Here is a 15,040-nt window from a genome sequence, read left to right on the forward strand (position 1 = left end):
CGCTCCTCGCTTGGAACGGCCGGCGATTCACGGATCGGCGGCATGAAGACGGAAAGGGGCTCTGTCCCGACATGCAAGGCCTAGCCTTCTATCTGCTGGCGACGGTGGCCGTGGTTTCGGCCCTGCTGGTCGTCAGCGCCCGCAACCCGGTTCACAGCGTGCTGTGGCTGATCTTGTCCTTCTTCTCGTCGGCCGGGCTGTTCGTGCTGCTGGGCGCCGAGTTCCTGGCCATGCTGCTGGTCGTGGTCTACGTCGGCGCGGTCGCGGTGCTGTTCCTGTTCGTGGTCATGATGCTGGACGTCGACTTCGCCCGCCTGCGCGCCGACTACGCCCGCTACCTGCCGCTGGGCGGCATCATCGCCGCGGTGCTGCTGGCAGAGATGATCATGGTGTCGGTGGCCGTGGTGCAGGGCGGCGCGGCGAACGGCGCGAGCGCGCCCGGCGCGCCGGGGCCTGACGTGACCAATGTCGAGGCGATCGGCCGGGTGCTCTACACCGACTACATCTACTTCTTCCAGGCGGCGGGCGTGGTGCTGCTGATCGCCATGATCGGGGCGATCACCCTGACGCTGCGCCACAAGCCGCACATCAAGCGCCAGAACCCTGGCGACCAGGTCAATCGCGACCGCCGCAAGTCCGTCGAGATCAAGCCGGCCGCGACGGGTCAGGGCCTCTCGGCCGAGGAGCTTCTGTGATGATCGGCCTGACCCACTACCTGGCGGTCGCCGCCATCCTGTTCACCATTGGCGTGTTCGGCATCTTCGTGAACAGGAAGAACATCATCATCATCCTGATGTCGATCGAGCTGATCCTGCTGGCGGTGAACATCAACTTCGTCGCCTTCTCGACCTATCTGAACGACATCTCCGGGCAGATCATGGCCATGTTCGTGCTGACCGTCGCGGCGGCGGAAGCGGCTGTGGGCCTGGCGATCCTGGTGACCTTCTTCCGCAACCGCGGCGACATCGCGGTCGACGACGCCTCCGTGATGAAGGGCTGACCTGCAAGTGCCTATCCAGACCCTCGTCATCCTCGGCGTCTTCGCCCCGCTTCTGGGCGCCGCCATCGCCGGCTTCTTCGGCCGCCGCATCGGGAACATCCCGTCGCAGGCGGTCACGACCGGCCTCCTGTTCTTCTCGTGCATCGTCGCCTGGACGGTGTTCGGCGCCTGGACCTGGGGGCACATGGAGGCCTTCACGGTCCGCCTCCTGCCCTTCATCAACGTGGGCGACTTCCAGTCGGCCTGGTCGATCCGCGTGGACGCCCTGTCGGCCACCATGCTGATCGTGGTGACCAGCGTGTCGTCACTGGTTCACTTGTATTCCTGGGGGTACATGGCCGAGGACGACAGCCGTCCGCGTTTCTTCGCCTATCTGAGCCTGTTCACCTTCATGATGCTGGCGCTGGTGACGGCCGCCGACTTCATGCAGATCTTCTTCGGCTGGGAAGGGGTGGGGCTCGCGTCCTATCTGCTGATCGGCTTCTGGTTCAAGAAGCCGACCGCCAGCGCCGCCGCGATCAAGGCCTTCGTGGTCAACCGGGTCGGCGACTTCGGCTTCGTGCTCGGCATCATGACCGTGTTCTGGATGTACGGCACCATCGAGTTCGCCGAGCTGTTCCCGCTGATCGGCGAGCGCGCCGGCACGACGTGGGAGTTTCTGGGCGTCCAGTGGTCGGCCCTCGATCTTGCCGGCTTCCTGCTGTTCATCGGGGCCATGGGCAAGTCGGCGCAGTTCTTCCTGCACACCTGGCTGCCGGACGCGATGGAGGGCCCGACGCCGGTGTCCGCCCTGATCCACGCCGCGACCATGGTTACCGCCGGCGTCTACATGGTCTGCCTGCTGAGCCCGATCTATGAATATGCGCCGGGCGCCAGCCAGATCATCGCCATCATCGGCGCGATCACGGCCCTGTTCGCCGCGACCGTCGGTCTGACGCAGAACGACATCAAGCGGGTCATCGCCTATTCTACCTGTTCGCAGCTGGGCTACATGTTCTTTGCGGCGGGCGTCGGCGCCTATCAGGCGGCCATGTTCCACCTGTTCACCCACGCCTTCTTCAAGGCCCTGCTGTTCCTGGGCGCCGGGTCGGTGATCCACGGCATGCACCATGAGCAGGACATGCGGAAGATGGGCGGGCTGTGGAAGCTGCTGCCGGTCACCTATGCGGTGATGACTATCGGCACGATCGCCATCACCGGCCTGGGCATCCCGGGCGTGGGCGGCTTCGCCGGCTTCTATTCCAAGGACTCGATCATCGAGAGCGCCTTCGCGGCCGCGACGACCGGGCATTCGGCGGTCGGCCTGTTCGCCTTCTTTATCGGCATCTTCGCGGCGGGCCTGACGTCCTACTATTCGTGGCGTCTGGTGTTCATGACCTTCCACAACAAGCCTGTGTGGAAGGAAGAGGGCGAGGCGCATCACGCCGACGACCACGCCACGCACGCGCAACTGGAAACCCACTCCGAGCCGCTGCCGGATGCGGACGATCACGGCCACGCCGTTACGCACTCGACGCATGCCGATCATGCGCATGACGACCATCATCACCATGGCCCGCTGCATCCGCACGAAAGCCCGTGGGTGATGCTGGCGCCGCTGATCCTGCTGTCGATCGGCGCGGTCGCCGCGGGCCTGGTCTTCGCGCCCTACTTCATCGGCCACCACGAGGGCGAGTTCTGGCGCGGCGCCATCTTCATCGGCGAGGGCAACCACGTGCTGCACGAGAGCCACGAGGTCCCGACCTGGGTAAAGTGGTCGCCGCTGATCCTGACGCTGATCGGCGCCGCCTTCGCCATCTGGATCTACGTGCTGCGTGAAGGCATGGCCCGGCGCATGGCGGCTCGCAACGGGCTGGTCTATCGTTTCCTCTACAACAAGTGGTGGTTCGACGAGGCCTACGACTTCATCTTCGTGCGCGGCGCGCGCGCCGTCGGCGAGGTCTTCTACAAGGTCGGTGACGTGAAGATCATTGATGGCCTGGGGCCGAACGGCGCCGCCTGGGCCTCGCTGAAGTCCGCCGGTTGGCTGTCGAAGTTCCAGTCCGGTTTCGTCTACTACTATGCCTTCGTGATGCTGCTCGGGGTGGCTGGCCTGCTCACCTTCGCCATCCTCGCGTGGGGAGCCTGAGTATCGTGCCCTACATCCTGAGCCTCGTTACATTCCTGCCGCTGCTGGGCGCCGCCGCGATCTTCGCCGCGCGCCTGGGATCGAAGACGCAGGAGGCCGCCGCGCCCGCCGCGCGCTGGATCGCCCTGATCACGACGCTGGTCGTGCTGGCGGTGTCCGTCGTGCTGGTCGCCGGTTTCAATCCGTCAAACCCTGGATACCAGTTCGTGGAGATGGTCCCCTGGTTCGCGGGGGCCAGCTACCACCTGGGCGTGGACGGGGTGTCGATCCTGTTCGTGCTGCTGACCGCCTTTTTGATGCCGATCTGCATCCTGGCCAGCTGGCGCTCGATCGAGACGCGCGTCGTCGAATACATGATCGCCTTCCTGATCCTGGAAACGCTGGTCATCGGCGTGTTTACGGCGCTGGACCTGTTCCTGTTCTACATCTTCTTCGAAGGCACCCTGGTGCCGATGTTCCTGATCATCGGCATCTGGGGCGGCCAGAACCGCATCTACGCGGCGTACAAATTCTTCCTGTATACGCTGCTGGGTAGCGTGCTCATGCTGCTGGCCATGCTGTGGATGTCGTTCGAGGCGGGCACCACCAGCATTCCGGAACTGAAGACCTACGCCTTCTCGCCGGCGGTGCAGCCGCTGCTGTGGCTGGCCTTCTTCGCCTCCTTCGCGGTGAAGATGCCGATGTGGCCGGTGCATACCTGGCTGCCCGACGCCCACGTTCAGGCGCCGACCGCGGGCTCGGTGATCCTGGCCGGCATCCTGCTGAAACTCGGCGGCTACGGCTTCATCCTGTTCAATGTGCCGATGTTTCCGGATGCTTCCGAGGCGTTCCGGCCGCTGGTCTTCACCCTGTCGGTGATCGCCATCGTCTATACCTCGCTGGTCGCGTGGCGGCAGACCGACATCAAGAAGCTGATCGCCTACTCGTCGGTGGCGCACATGGGCTTTGTGACGCTTGGCATCTTCTCGGGCAACGAGCAGGGCATGCAGGGTGCGGTGTTCCAGATGATCAGCCACGGCCTGATCTCGGGCGCGCTGTTCCTGTGCGTGGGCGTGGTCTACGATCGGATGCACACCCGCGAGATCGCCTTCTACGGCGGCCTGACGTCCAGGATGCCGTGGTTCGCGGCCATCTTCCTGATGTTCACCATGGCCAACGTCGGCCTGCCGGGCACCTCGGGCTTCATCGGCGAAGTGCTGACCATGACGGGGGCCTATCAGGCCTCGACCTGGGCGGCGCTGGTGGCGGCCTCGGGCGTGATCTTCTCGGCGGTCTACGCCCTGACGCTGTACCGCAGCGTGATGTTCGGCGAGATCACCAATCCGAAGCTCGCGGCCATCACGGACATCGACAAGCGCGAGCTCTTGCTGTTCGTGCCGCTGATCGTCGGCACGATCTGGCTGGGCGTCTATCCCGCCGCCGTCCTCGACTACACCGGGCCCGCCGTCGAGGCCCTGACCAACGCCTATCGCGTCGCGATCGGCGGGTGAGACTGAAGAATGCCTGATCTGTCCTCCGCCCTTCACATCGCCTCGTCGGAGCTGACGCTCGCCATCGGCGGCCTGGTGCTGCTGATGATCGGCGCGTTCGGCGGCGAAAAGAGCGCGCGCCTGGTGTCGCTGCTGTCGATCGCGCTGCTGATCGTGGCCGCGATCCTGGCGGCGACCGGCCCGCTGGGTCGCGCCTTCAACGGGGCCTATGTGGCCGACGGCCTGGCCGTGTACGGCAAGGTGGTGATCTACCTCGCGGCCGCCGTCGCCATCGTGCTGGGCGACGGCTGGATGCACCGCGCGCGCATCGCCAAGTTCGAATATCCGGTGCTGATCGTGCTGGCCTCCGTCGGCATGGGCATGATGGCGTCGTCGGGCGACCTGATCTCGATGTATGTCGGCATCGAGCTGCATTCGCTGGCGCTGTATGTGCTGGCCGCCTATCACCGCAACGACCTGAGGGCGTCCGAGGCGGGCCTGAAGTATTTCGTGCTGGGCGCGCTGTCGTCGGGTCTGCTGCTGTATGGCGCGAGCCTGATCTACGGCTTCGCCGGCACCATGCGGTTCGACGAGATCGCCGCCTTCGCCGCCGACAACCCGTCGCCGGGCCTGGTGTTCGGCCTGGTGTTCCTGATTTGCGGCCTGGCGTTCAAGGTCTCGGCCGCGCCGTTCCACATGTGGACGCCGGACGTCTACGAGGGCGCGCCGACCCCCGTGGTGGCCCTGTTCGCCACTGCACCCAAGGTCGCGGCCATGGTCCTGATCGCACGCGCGCTGGACGGAGGCTTTGCCCAGTCGCACGACCAGTGGTCGCAGGTGCTGCTGATCATCTCGGTGCTGTCGTTCGCCGTGGGCGCGTTCGGCGGGCTGGGTCAGAAGGATCTGCAGCGGCTCCTGGCCTATTCGTCGATCATCAACATCGGCTATGCGCTGCTGGGCGTCGCGGCGGGCACGGCGATCGGCGTGCAGGCCATGCTGATCTTCATGACCCTGTATGTCGTCGACCAGTTCGGCTTCTTCGGCGTGCTTTTGTCGCTGTCCAAGAGCGGCCGTCCGGTGCGGCGCATCGCCGACCTGGCGGGGCTGAAGCGGGACCGGCCGCTGACGGCGGTGGCGTTGACCGTGCTGTCGCTGTCGGTGCTGGGCATGCCGCCTTTCTCGGGCTTCTGGAGCAAGTTCTACGTCTTTGGCGCGGCGGCGGACGCCAGCCCGGTGATGGTGGGCGTGGCGGTGGCCGGCCTGGTCGCCTCGGTCGTGGCCGCCTTCTACTATCTGCGCCTGATCAAGCTGATGTGGTTCGATGCGCCTGTCGACGACGTGCCGTTCGACAAGTCGCCGGTCGAGGCCAAGTCGGTGGCCTGGGCGGCGGCCGCGGTTTCCTTCCCGGTCGTGTTGATCGCCCTGCCGTGGATCGAACCGGCGGCGCGGGCGGCGGCGGTCGGCTTCGGCCTGCGCTGAGTTGGGCGACCTGCCGCCCGTCCTGATCCTGGAGACCGTCGACTCGACCAATGCGGAGGCGCGGCGTCGGGCGGAGGCGGGCGAGACAGGTCCCCTGTGGATCGCGGCGCGTCGCCAGAGCGAGGGCCGGGGGCGTCGGGGACGTCGCTGGGAAAGCGACAGCGGCAACCTGGCCGCCACCCTGCTGATGCGAACGGCGCGAACGCCTGCGGAGGCGGCGCAGGTAACGTTTGTGGCGGCGCTGGCGGCGGCCGAGATGCTGGACGGCTACGCCGGTCGAGAGCGCGTCAGCATCAAATGGCCCAACGACGTGATGCTGGACGGCGTCAAGGTCGCCGGTATCCTGGTCGAAAGCGGCGTCCATGCGTCGGGCGGGCTGTGGCTGGCGGTCGGCATCGGGATCAACCTGGCCCATGCGCCGGAGGGCACCGAGCGGCCGGCGACCGCAATCGGTTTGGCCGGGACCGAAGCTCCGGCCTTCGAGGCGGCGCTGGGGCGTCTCGTGGACAGCGTCTCGGCCTGGCAGGCGCGCTGGGACCAGATGGGCTTTCAACCGGTGTTGGACGCCTGGACCGACCGCACCAGGGGCCTGAACGGGCCTTGCGTCGCGCGGCTGGGGTCCGAGACGCTGGAAGGCACGGCGGACGGCGTCGAGGCTGATGGCGCCCTGCGGCTGAGACTGGCGGACGGGACGTTGCGACGGATTTCGGCCGGCGATGTCTTCTTTGGCGAGGCGGCCTGATGCTGCTGGCGATCGAGCAGGGCAACACCAACACGCTGTTCGCCATCCACGACGGCGCGGAATGGATCGCCCAGTGGCGGGCGGCGACGGACTCGCGACGCACGGCCGACGAATATGCGGTGTGGCTGAGCCAGCTGATGGACCTGAAGGGCATGCGCTTCGACGCCCTGACCGGTTGCATCATCTCCAGCGTGGTGCCGCAATCGATCTTCAACCTGCGCAACCTCTCGCGCCGCTATCTGCGGGTCGAGCCCCTGGTGATCGGCGATAACGTCAGCATCGGGCCGCAGCCGCGCATCCTGAAGCCCAGCGAGGCGGGCGCGGACCGGCTGGTCAACGCGGTGGGCGCGCACATGCGCTATCCCGGCGACCTGATCGTGATCGACAGCGGCACGGCGACCACCTTTGACGTGGTGGCGGCGGACGGCGCCTTTGAGGGCGGGATCATCGCGCCAGGCATCAATCTGAGCCTACAGGCGCTGCACGAGGCAGCGGCCATGCTGCCGCGCATCGCCATCCAGAAGCCGCAGACCATCATCGGCAAGGACACGGTCTCCAACATGCAGTCGGGCGTGTTCTGGGGCTATATCGCGCTGATCGAGGGGCTGGTCGCCCGCATCAAGACGGAGTGGGCCAGGCCCATGACCGTGATCGGCACCGGCGGCGTCGCGTCCCTGTTCGAGGGCGCGACCGACAGCATCGACCATTTCGATTCCGATCTCACCATCCGCGGCCTTCTCGAAATCTGGCGGCGGAACACCCATCTTACGGCTGAATGACAAAGCAAACGAACGACGAACTCGTCTTCCTGCCGCTGGGCGGCTCGGACGAGGTGGGAATGAACCTGAACGCCTATGGCTATGGGCCAGAGGCGAACCGCGAATGGCTGATCGTCGACGTGGGGGTCACCTTTGGCGACCTGTCGACGCCGGGCGTGGATGTGATCGTGCCCGACCCGACCTTTCTGCAGGGCGAGAACATCCGCGCCATCGTGCTGACCCACGCGCACGAGGACCATATCGGCGCCCTAGGCTGGCTGTGGTCGCGCATCAAGGCGCCGATCTACGCGACGCCGTTCACCGCCTATCTGATCAAGGACAAGCTGCGCGAAGCCGGCGTTCTGGATCAAACGACGATCCACGAGGTGCCGGTCGGCGGGACCATCGACCTGGGGCCGTTCCAGGTCACCATGGTGACGGTGACGCACTCGATCGCCGAGCCGAACGGCCTGGCGATCCGCACGCCTCTGGGCACCGTGTTCCACACCGGCGACTGGAAGATCGACGATGAGCCGGTGATCGGCTCGCGCACCGATCAGGACGCCATCACCGCGCTCGGCGACGAGGGCGTGCTGGCCATGGTGTGCGATTCCACCAACGTGTTCGTGGATGGCGTGGCGGGTTCGGAAGGCGGAGTGCGCGAGGCGCTGACGAGGCTGATAGGCGGGCTGAAGGGCAGGGTGGCCGTTGGCTGCTTCGCCTCCAACGTCGCGCGCATGGACAGCGTGATCCGGGCGGCAGAGGCCGCGGGACGCCGGGTGTCTCTGGCCGGGCGGTCGATGCACCGGATCACGGCGGCGGCCAAGCACATCGGCCTTCTGCAGGACGTGAAGCCCTTCCTGTCGGACGAGGAGGCCCGCGTCTGGCCGGCCGACCAGATCCTGTATCTGTGCACCGGCAGCCAGGGCGAGCCGCGCGCCGCCTTGTCGCGCGTGGCGGAGGGCACCCACCCGACCGTCAAGCTGGGGCTGGGCGATCACTGCATCTTCTCGTCGCGCCAGATCCCGGGCAACGAGCTGCAGATCGGGCGGTTGCAGGACAAGCTGGCCGACCGCGGCGTGCGGCTCTACACCGAAAAGGATCACCCCGGCATCCACGTGTCCGGCCACCCCTGCCGGGACGAGTTGAAGCAGATGTACGCCTGGGCGCGCCCGCAGATCGCCGTGCCGACGCACGGGGTTCGGCGCTTCCTGCTGGAGCACGCCAATCTGGCCAGCGATCTGGGCGTGCCGGAGACGGTGACGCCCCGCAACGGCGACCTGGTGCGCCTGGCGCCTGGTCCCGCCGCCATCATCGACGAGGTGCCGAACGGCCGTCTCTATGTCGACGGCGGCATGCTGGTGACCGAACAGGGCGAGGCGCTGAAGGAGCGCCGTCATGCCTCAACCAATGGCGTGCTGATCGTCAGCTTCGCCTTGGACAAGCGCGGTCGCATCGTCAGTGACATCGACGTGCGCAGCGTGGGCCTTCCCGGTGATCCGGCGACGCCGCTGGGCGACGCGCTGGATGATCTGGCCGAGCGGGTCGAGCAGGTGGTCCGGAGCCTGAAGGGTGAGGCGCTGGAGGACGAATACGTCATCGAGCAGGCGGTGGCGCGCACCCTGAAGAAGGCGAGCCAGCAGATCTGGGATCGCCGCCCGATCGTGGAGACCGTGGTCCTGCGCGTCTGACGGCAACCTTTGCCGTTGCGTCGCATTCGGTGGCGTGACGGCAAGGAGGCACGATGGGCGGCGAAAGGGCCGGGCGTGGTGAACGCCTGTTGCGGCGTGTGCGGCAGGCTCGCCATCCACTGCATGGATGGCGTCGCTGGGCGGTGATCGCCGGGCAGGCGCTGGCCGGGCTGATCGCGCTGTTCGCCGTGGTCAATCTGACCCTCAGCCTGACGACCTTTCGCGGCGAGGACCCGCTGGCGCGGACGGTGCACGAACTGCGCGTGCTGTGGTTCAGCCCGCCGGACGGCCGCCCGATGTCGCCGCAGGCCTTCCCCGCCGTCTATGGCCGCGACCTGGGACCGGAGCCGACCACCGACGCCATCCGCGCCTATTTCGAGCGCGAGGCGGACGACGGCGTCGTCCTGCTCAGCCACGTCATGACCGACCGTATCCTGGCGATGAACGGGCGGATCGACGGTCGCGCGATTCCGCCCGGCGTCTACATCGGCGTGCACGCGCTGGGACCGGATGGTTCGCCCCTGGTTCAGGTCACCAAGTACCTGGCGCACTATCTGCTGTTTCCACGCCACGCCTACATCCTGGTGGTGCCGCAGGACGGGCCTGCGATCTCGTTCTCGGCCAGCCAGAACGCCAAGTTCGGCGTTGATCTCGATCCCTATCTTCTGGCGGCAGAGGTCGCGCCGTTCACGCCGGACGCCTATGATTTCCCCAGCTCCGGCGAGGCGCTGCACGAGATGACGCGGATCACGGACGACCCCGGGCGGATCGCCGGAGCGGTGGCGACGCTGCAAGGCTCGCGGGCGCGCATCGAGGCGGAGCGGCGACGCTACGGCCTGCTGGCGCCCAACTCCAACACGGCGGTCGGCTGTGTGCTGCAGTCAGCCGGCGCGATCACCCAGGCGCAGCGATCGTCCATTCTGCTGGCCCTGCGCGCACCCGGCTTTGGCGCCAGCTGCGGCTAGGCGGGGCGCACGACCTTTCGATAGGTCTCGCCGTCCAGCTCCAGCACTTCGCATGAAATGGACAGGGGGCCGGGCTGCTCGGACAACGCGCCCTGCAGGCGCTCCAGCGCGGCGTCGCCGAGACGCGACTTCTGATCAGCGGTGCGTCCTGGCAGCAGGCGGATCTCGCAATGGGCCATCGCCTGCTCGGGCGCACCGTCCGCGATCACGGTGTGCTCGAGCCGGACCAGCCGTGTCTTGCACATCGACAGCTTGGTCTCGGCGATGTCGACGCAGGCATTGTGGATGTCGAGGGCGACCGCTCGCCAGTCGACATGATCCAGGGACTTTGAGAATTCCAGGGTGATCTGCGGCATCGGAGGTCTCGTCGGGAGGAGCTCTATCCGTTAGACCGCCGGGACCGGCGCGGTCAAAGCCGGCCAGCGGAGTTGCCCCCATGCCCATCGGCCCCGTCACCATGATCGGCGTCTATCTGGTGCTGTGGTGGACCGTGCTTTTCGCGGTGCTGCCGCTGGGAACCTCGCGTGAGACGCACGAGCCGCCGACGGACGGCGCACAATGGGGCGCGCCGGCGACGCCGAACCTGAAGCGCAAGTTCATCACCACCACCTGGGTGTCGGCGATCGCCTGGATCGTGGTGATGGTGGTGATCTACACCGGCTGGCTGCCGCTGCCGGACTTTTCGCGCGTGGCGCCGAACCTGTAGCCGCGGCCTAGCTTTTGCCCCCAACCACCGGCTAAAGCCGGTGTTCATCTCGCCTTTCAGGATTCCCCGCCCATGCGCCTGTCGCGCTATTTCCTGCCCACGCTGAAGGAAGCGCCTTCGGACGCGCAGATCGTTTCGCACCAGCTGATGCTGCGCGCCGGCATGATCAAGCAGGAGGCCGCCGGCATCTACGCCTGGCTGCCGCTGGGGCTGCGGGTGCTGCGCAAGATCGAGCGGATCGTGCGCGAGGAGCAGGAGCGGGCGGGCGCGGTCGAGCTGCTGATGCCGACCTTGCAGCTGGCCGACCTGTGGCGCGAGAGCGGCCGCTACGACGCATACGGCCCCGAGATGCTGCGCATCACCGACCGGCATGAGCGGGAGTTGCTGTACGGCCCGACCAACGAGGAAATGGTCACCGACATCTTCCGCGCCTATGTGAAGAGCTACAAGTCGCTGCCGCTGAACCTGTTTCACATTCAGTGGAAGTTCCGCGACGAGCGCCGGCCGCGCTTTGGCGTCATGCGCGGGCGCGAGTTTCTGATGAAGGACGCCTACTCGTTCGACATCGACGAGGCGGCGGCGCGCCGGGCCTACAACCGCATGTTCGTGGCCTATCTGAACACCTTCGCGCGGCTGGGACTGAAGGCGGTGCCGATGCGCGCCGACACCGGCCCGATCGGCGGCGACTTGAGCCACGAGTTCATCGTGCTGGCCGACACCGGCGAAAGCGCCGTCTTCTGCGACCGAAAGCTGGTGGAAATGCCGGCGCCGGGCGCGGACGTGGACTGGAACGACCTGCAGGCGATCGTCGATGAGCGCACCGCGCTGTACGCCGCGACCGAGGAAATGCACGACGCCGCTCGCTTCGAAGGCGAGACGGCCGAGGACGACCGCCTGTCGGCGCGCGGCATCGAGGTCGGTCACATCTTCTATTTCGGCACGAAATACTCCGCTCCGATGAAGGCCATCGTGGCGGGACCCGACGGCGTGGACCGGCCGGTCCACATGGGCAGCTATGGCGTCGGCGTCTCGCGGCTGCTGGGGGCCATCATCGAGGCCGGACACGACGAGGGCGGCATCATCTGGCCGGATTCGGTTGCGCCGTTCGACGTGGTCGTCATCAACCTGCGCGCCAACGATGCGGCGGTCTCGAGCGCCTGCGAGGACGCGGTGTCCCGTCTGGAGGCGCTCGGCAAGGACGTGCTCTATGACGACACCGACGAGCGTCCGGGCGGCAAGTTCGCCACCGCCGACCTGATCGGCGTGCCCTGGCAGCTGACCATTGGTCCGAAGGGGCTGGCGGACGGCTTGGTCGAGCTGAAGCGTCGGGCGACGGGCGAAAAGGTCTCCGTTTCGCTGGATGAAGCCCTGCAAAGGCTCTCGGCTTGAGCGGGCCTGTTTCAGCGTCCGGCAAGCCGGCGGGCGCGTTTTCCGCCTGGGAGATCGGGCTGGCGCTCCGCTACCTGCGCGCCAAGCGCAAGGAAGGCGGCGTCGCCACTATCGCCGTGATCAGCTTCATCGGCATCATGCTGGCGGTCGCGGTGCTGATCAGCGTGATGAGCATCATGGCCGGCTTCCGCTCCACCCTGCTGGACCGGATGCTGAGCTTCAACGGGCACATGTATGTGCAAGGGTCCGTGCTGGTGTCGGAAGATCGTGAGGCGCGCCTCCGCCGGATCGCCGAGGTCCCCGGCGTGGTCAGCGTGTCGGTGCTGAACGAGGCGCAGAGCCTGGTGCGCGTCGGCGGCTTCACAACCGGCGCCATCGTCAAGGGCGTGCGGCCTCAGGACCTGCCCGCCAACACCTATGTCTATCGCAGCCTGTCGGAAGAGGCGCGGCGCAGCTTCGGCCAGGGCGCCTACGGCGGCGACCGCGTGCTGATCGGCAAGGCCATGGCCGACGCCAACGGCGTGCGGGTCGGGGATCCGATCACCCTGTATTCGCCGACGGGCGCGGACAGCGCGTTCGGAAATCTCGGCGGGCTGGAAAAGACCTACATCGTCGGCGGCGTCTTCAGTTCGGGGACGTCCGAGTTCGACCAGGCGTTCATCTTCATGCCGCTGGAGCAGCATCAGCTGTTCTTCGGCAAGGAGGGCGTGTGGGATGCGCTGGAGGTCAAGGTGGCCAAGCCGGACGAGGTCGGCCAGCTGATCCAGCCGATCCGTGAAGCCGCAGGGCCGGGCGCCGCCATTACCGACTGGCGCGACCGCCTGGCCGCCTTCTACGGCGCGTTGCGGGTCGAGCGGGTGGCGATGAGCATCATCCTGGGCCTCGTCGTCGCCATTGCGGCCATGAACATCATCTCCGGCATCGTCATGCTGGTGAAGAACAAGGGGCGCGACATCGCCATCCTGCGCACCATCGGCGCCAGCCCGTCATCCATTCTGCGCGTCTTCTTCATGGCGGGCGCCGCCATCGGGGTTGCGGGCACGGTCGCGGGCCTGGTGCTGGGGCTGGTGTTCTGCCTGAACATCGCCGCCATCCAGCACTTCCTGGAGGCCCTGCTGGGCGTGCAGCTGTTCAACTCGGACGTCTACATGCTGGACAGCATCCCGGCGCTGGTCGATCCGGTGGACGTGAGCTGGACGGCGTTCTGGGCGCTGCTGATGAGCTGCATCGCCAGCCTGCCGCCCTCCTGGCGCGCCTCGCGCATCGATCCGGTGGAGGCCCTGCGTTATGAGTAAGTCGCCGGTGCTGTCGGTGCGGGGCCTGACCCGCACCTATCCCACCGCCCAGGGCGGCCTGACCGTGCTGAAGGGCGTAGACCTCGACGTGCATCCGGGCGAACTGGTCGGGCTGATCGGGCCCTCCGGATCCGGCAAGTCGTCGCTGCTGCACGCTGCGGGCCTCTTGGAGCGGCCGACCGCCGGCACGGTGATGATCGATGGCGAGAACGTCGGCGCGCTGGACGAGCGGACGCGCACGCGCCTGCGCCTGTCGCGGATCGGCTTCGTCTACCAGTTCCACCACCTGCTGCCCGAGTTCGACGCCCGCGACAACGTGGCCTTGCCGATGCGCATCGCCGGCCTGTCCCAGGCCGAGGCGCGCAGGCGCGCGGAGGAGACGCTGAGCGCGCTCGGCCTCGGCGAACGCCTGACGCACCAACCGGCCCAGCTTTCGGGCGGGGAGCAGCAGCGCGTCGCCATCGCTCGGTCGCTGGCCAACAAGCCGCGCCTGCTGCTGGCCGACGAGCCGACCGGCAACCTCGATCCCGCGACCAGCCAGGCGGTATTCGAGGCGCTACGCACCCTTGCCAAGACCACCGGCGTCGCCGCTCTGATCGCCACGCACAATATGGAGCTGGCCGGCCACATGGACCGGGTGTTCGCGCTGAAGGACGGCCATCTGGAGCAACGCGCGGCGGAGAGTCACGCCTACTGACCGCGCTTCAGCCGACGGCGGCCGAGCCCCAGACGGCTGTCAGCCGCGCTGTGCGTCGGCAACCGATGCGATAGGCTTCGTAGCGAGCCGGATTGCGGCGGGCGAAATCCTGGTGCTCAGAACCCGCCGGCCAGAAGCGGGCGTTCGCCAGAACCGGGGTGATGAAGACACGGCGAGGCAGCGCCCGGGTCGCGGCCAGACGTGAGGCGTCAGCCGCCGACTTCTGCGCGGGCGTGGCGTATACGGCCGTGCGATAGGACGGGCCTTGATCGCAGAACTGGCCATGTCGGTCCGTGGGATCGATCGTGCGCCAGTAGCGGTCGACTAGCGCGCGGTAGCTGACCACGCGTGGATCGAAGGTGACCTGAACCGCCTCGCGGTGGCCGGTCCCGCCTCGCACCACTTGGTTGTAGGAAGGACGGGGCGTATGCCCGCCGATGAAGCCGGACACGGCCGAGCGCACGCCCGGGACGCCGTCGAAAGCCTTCTCTGTGGACCAGAAACACCCGCCGGCGAAGACGGCGGTCTGAAGCCCAAGCGATGGCGGCGGCGGGGCCGCCTGGGCGCGGTGTTGTTGGCTTGAGCACGTGAGCACGAACACGAGCGCGCTGGTCACATAGGGTGCTGATCGCACGGCCATCTACAATCTCGACTGAGGCATGATCAGAATACGCTGACGCGCCCATGAAAGATGCAGGACTTGACGAGAACGGAAGCGGAA

The 15,040-nt window shown here is 67.1% G+C and carries 15 protein-coding genes; 13 read left to right on the forward strand and 2 right to left on the reverse strand.

Translation table 11 applies throughout. The features are described from left to right. The first annotated feature begins 71 nt into the window (after window positions 1-71). The 9 genes from KY493_RS05280 to KY493_RS05320 are packed head-to-tail and all read left to right on the forward strand — an operon-like array spanning window position 72 to window position 10,232. Window positions 72-695 (forward strand): NADH-quinone oxidoreductase subunit J, encoded by a 624-nt coding sequence (locus KY493_RS05280; protein WP_219897926.1) that lies wholly within the window; start codon window positions 72-74, stop codon window positions 693-695. Beyond that, window positions 695-1,000, forward strand: a complete 306-nt coding sequence (gene nuoK, locus KY493_RS05285) for an NADH-quinone oxidoreductase subunit NuoK (RefSeq protein WP_219897927.1) — start codon at window positions 695-697, stop codon at window positions 998-1,000. The genes KY493_RS05280 and nuoK overlap by 1 nt, the downstream gene beginning before the upstream one ends. Window positions 1,001-1,013: 13 nt before the next feature. Beyond that, window positions 1,014-3,128 (forward strand): NADH-quinone oxidoreductase subunit L, encoded by a 2,115-nt coding sequence (nuoL, locus tag KY493_RS05290; RefSeq protein ID WP_219898348.1) that lies wholly within the window; start codon window positions 1,014-1,016, stop codon window positions 3,126-3,128. Window positions 3,129-3,133: 5 nt separating this feature from the next. Next, window positions 3,134-4,618, forward strand: coding sequence for an NADH-quinone oxidoreductase subunit M (locus tag KY493_RS05295; RefSeq protein WP_219897928.1), 1,485 nt, complete (start codon window positions 3,134-3,136; stop codon window positions 4,616-4,618). Between the two features lie 9 nt (window positions 4,619-4,627). After that, window positions 4,628-6,076, forward strand: coding sequence for an NADH-quinone oxidoreductase subunit NuoN (nuoN, locus tag KY493_RS05300; RefSeq protein WP_219897929.1), 1,449 nt, complete (start codon window positions 4,628-4,630; stop codon window positions 6,074-6,076). Window position 6,077: 1 nt separating this feature from the next. Further along, the gene (locus tag KY493_RS05305; protein WP_255568047.1) at window positions 6,078-6,818 is read left to right on the forward strand and encodes a biotin--[acetyl-CoA-carboxylase] ligase; all 741 of its coding nucleotides are present in this window, start codon (window positions 6,078-6,080) and stop codon (window positions 6,816-6,818) included. After that, window positions 6,815-7,597 carry a type III pantothenate kinase gene (locus tag KY493_RS05310; protein WP_219898352.1) on the forward strand — a complete coding sequence of 261 codons (783 nt, stop codon included), beginning with the start codon at window positions 6,815-6,817 and terminating at the stop codon, window positions 7,595-7,597. The genes KY493_RS05305 and KY493_RS05310 overlap by 4 nt, the downstream gene beginning before the upstream one ends. Then, window positions 7,594-9,267: a ribonuclease J gene (locus KY493_RS05315; RefSeq protein ID WP_219897930.1), complete on the forward strand. Its 1,674-nt coding sequence runs from the start codon at window positions 7,594-7,596 to the stop codon at window positions 9,265-9,267. Before KY493_RS05310 ends, KY493_RS05315 begins: the two co-directional genes overlap by 4 nt. 53 nt (window positions 9,268-9,320) lie before the next feature. Then, on the forward strand, window positions 9,321-10,232 hold the full coding sequence (locus KY493_RS05320) for a hypothetical protein (RefSeq protein WP_219897931.1): 912 nt from the start codon (window positions 9,321-9,323) through the stop codon (window positions 10,230-10,232). Here KY493_RS05320 and KY493_RS05325 read toward each other — a convergent pair. Then, entirely contained in the window at window positions 10,229-10,588 is a 360-nt protein-coding gene (locus KY493_RS05325) for a 5-carboxymethyl-2-hydroxymuconate Delta-isomerase (RefSeq protein ID WP_219897932.1), read from the reverse strand. The genes KY493_RS05320 and KY493_RS05325 overlap by 4 nt on opposite strands. Before the next feature lie 80 nt (window positions 10,589-10,668). Between KY493_RS05325 and KY493_RS05330 the strand changes: the two genes are divergently transcribed. From KY493_RS05330 to KY493_RS05345, 4 genes are all read left to right on the forward strand, one after another. Further along, window positions 10,669-10,938 (forward strand): DUF1467 family protein, encoded by a 270-nt coding sequence (locus KY493_RS05330; protein ID WP_219897933.1) that lies wholly within the window; start codon window positions 10,669-10,671, stop codon window positions 10,936-10,938. Between the two features lie 72 nt (window positions 10,939-11,010). Beyond that, window positions 11,011-12,327, forward strand: coding sequence for a proline--tRNA ligase (gene proS, locus KY493_RS05335; protein ID WP_219897934.1), 1,317 nt, complete (start codon window positions 11,011-11,013; stop codon window positions 12,325-12,327). Further along, window positions 12,324-13,622 (forward strand): lipoprotein-releasing ABC transporter permease subunit, encoded by a 1,299-nt coding sequence (locus tag KY493_RS05340; protein ID WP_219897935.1) that lies wholly within the window; start codon window positions 12,324-12,326, stop codon window positions 13,620-13,622. The genes proS and KY493_RS05340 overlap by 4 nt, the downstream gene beginning before the upstream one ends. After that, window positions 13,615-14,319 (forward strand): ABC transporter ATP-binding protein, encoded by a 705-nt coding sequence (locus KY493_RS05345; protein ID WP_219897936.1) that lies wholly within the window; start codon window positions 13,615-13,617, stop codon window positions 14,317-14,319. The genes KY493_RS05340 and KY493_RS05345 overlap by 8 nt, the downstream gene beginning before the upstream one ends. Window positions 14,320-14,326: 7 nt before the next feature. Here the strand turns inward: KY493_RS05345 and msrA are convergent, their stop codons facing one another. Continuing rightward, window positions 14,327-14,959 (reverse strand): peptide-methionine (S)-S-oxide reductase MsrA, encoded by a 633-nt coding sequence (msrA, locus tag KY493_RS05350; protein WP_219897937.1) that lies wholly within the window; start codon window positions 14,957-14,959, stop codon window positions 14,327-14,329. Between the last annotated feature and the right edge of the window lie 81 nt (window positions 14,960-15,040).

This window comes from Brevundimonas sp. PAMC22021, assembly GCF_019443405.1.
In the GTDB taxonomy this organism is placed as follows: domain Bacteria; phylum Pseudomonadota; class Alphaproteobacteria; order Caulobacterales; family Caulobacteraceae; genus Brevundimonas.

What these genes read in the sequence shown, in the direction of transcription:
- KY493_RS05315 (WP_219897930.1), top strand. Translation starts at nt 7,594, where the DNA reads ATGACAAAGCAAACGAACGACGAACTCGTCTTCCTGCCGCTGGGCGGC.
- msrA (WP_219897937.1), bottom strand. Translation starts at nt 14,959, where the DNA reads ATGGCCGTGCGATCAGCACCCTATGTGACCAGCGCGCTCGTGTTCGTG.
- KY493_RS05330 (WP_219897933.1), top strand. Translation starts at nt 10,669, where the DNA reads ATGCCCATCGGCCCCGTCACCATGATCGGCGTCTATCTGGTGCTGTGG.
- nuoK (WP_219897927.1), top strand. Translation starts at nt 695, where the DNA reads ATGATCGGCCTGACCCACTACCTGGCGGTCGCCGCCATCCTGTTCACC.
- KY493_RS05320 (WP_219897931.1), top strand. Translation starts at nt 9,321, where the DNA reads ATGGGCGGCGAAAGGGCCGGGCGTGGTGAACGCCTGTTGCGGCGTGTG.
- nuoN (WP_219897929.1), top strand. Translation starts at nt 4,628, where the DNA reads ATGCCTGATCTGTCCTCCGCCCTTCACATCGCCTCGTCGGAGCTGACG.
- KY493_RS05280 (WP_219897926.1), top strand. Translation starts at nt 72, where the DNA reads ATGCAAGGCCTAGCCTTCTATCTGCTGGCGACGGTGGCCGTGGTTTCG.
- KY493_RS05345 (WP_219897936.1), top strand. Translation starts at nt 13,615, where the DNA reads ATGAGTAAGTCGCCGGTGCTGTCGGTGCGGGGCCTGACCCGCACCTAT.
- proS (WP_219897934.1), top strand. Translation starts at nt 11,011, where the DNA reads ATGCGCCTGTCGCGCTATTTCCTGCCCACGCTGAAGGAAGCGCCTTCG.
- KY493_RS05325 (WP_219897932.1), bottom strand. Translation starts at nt 10,588, where the DNA reads ATGCCGCAGATCACCCTGGAATTCTCAAAGTCCCTGGATCATGTCGAC.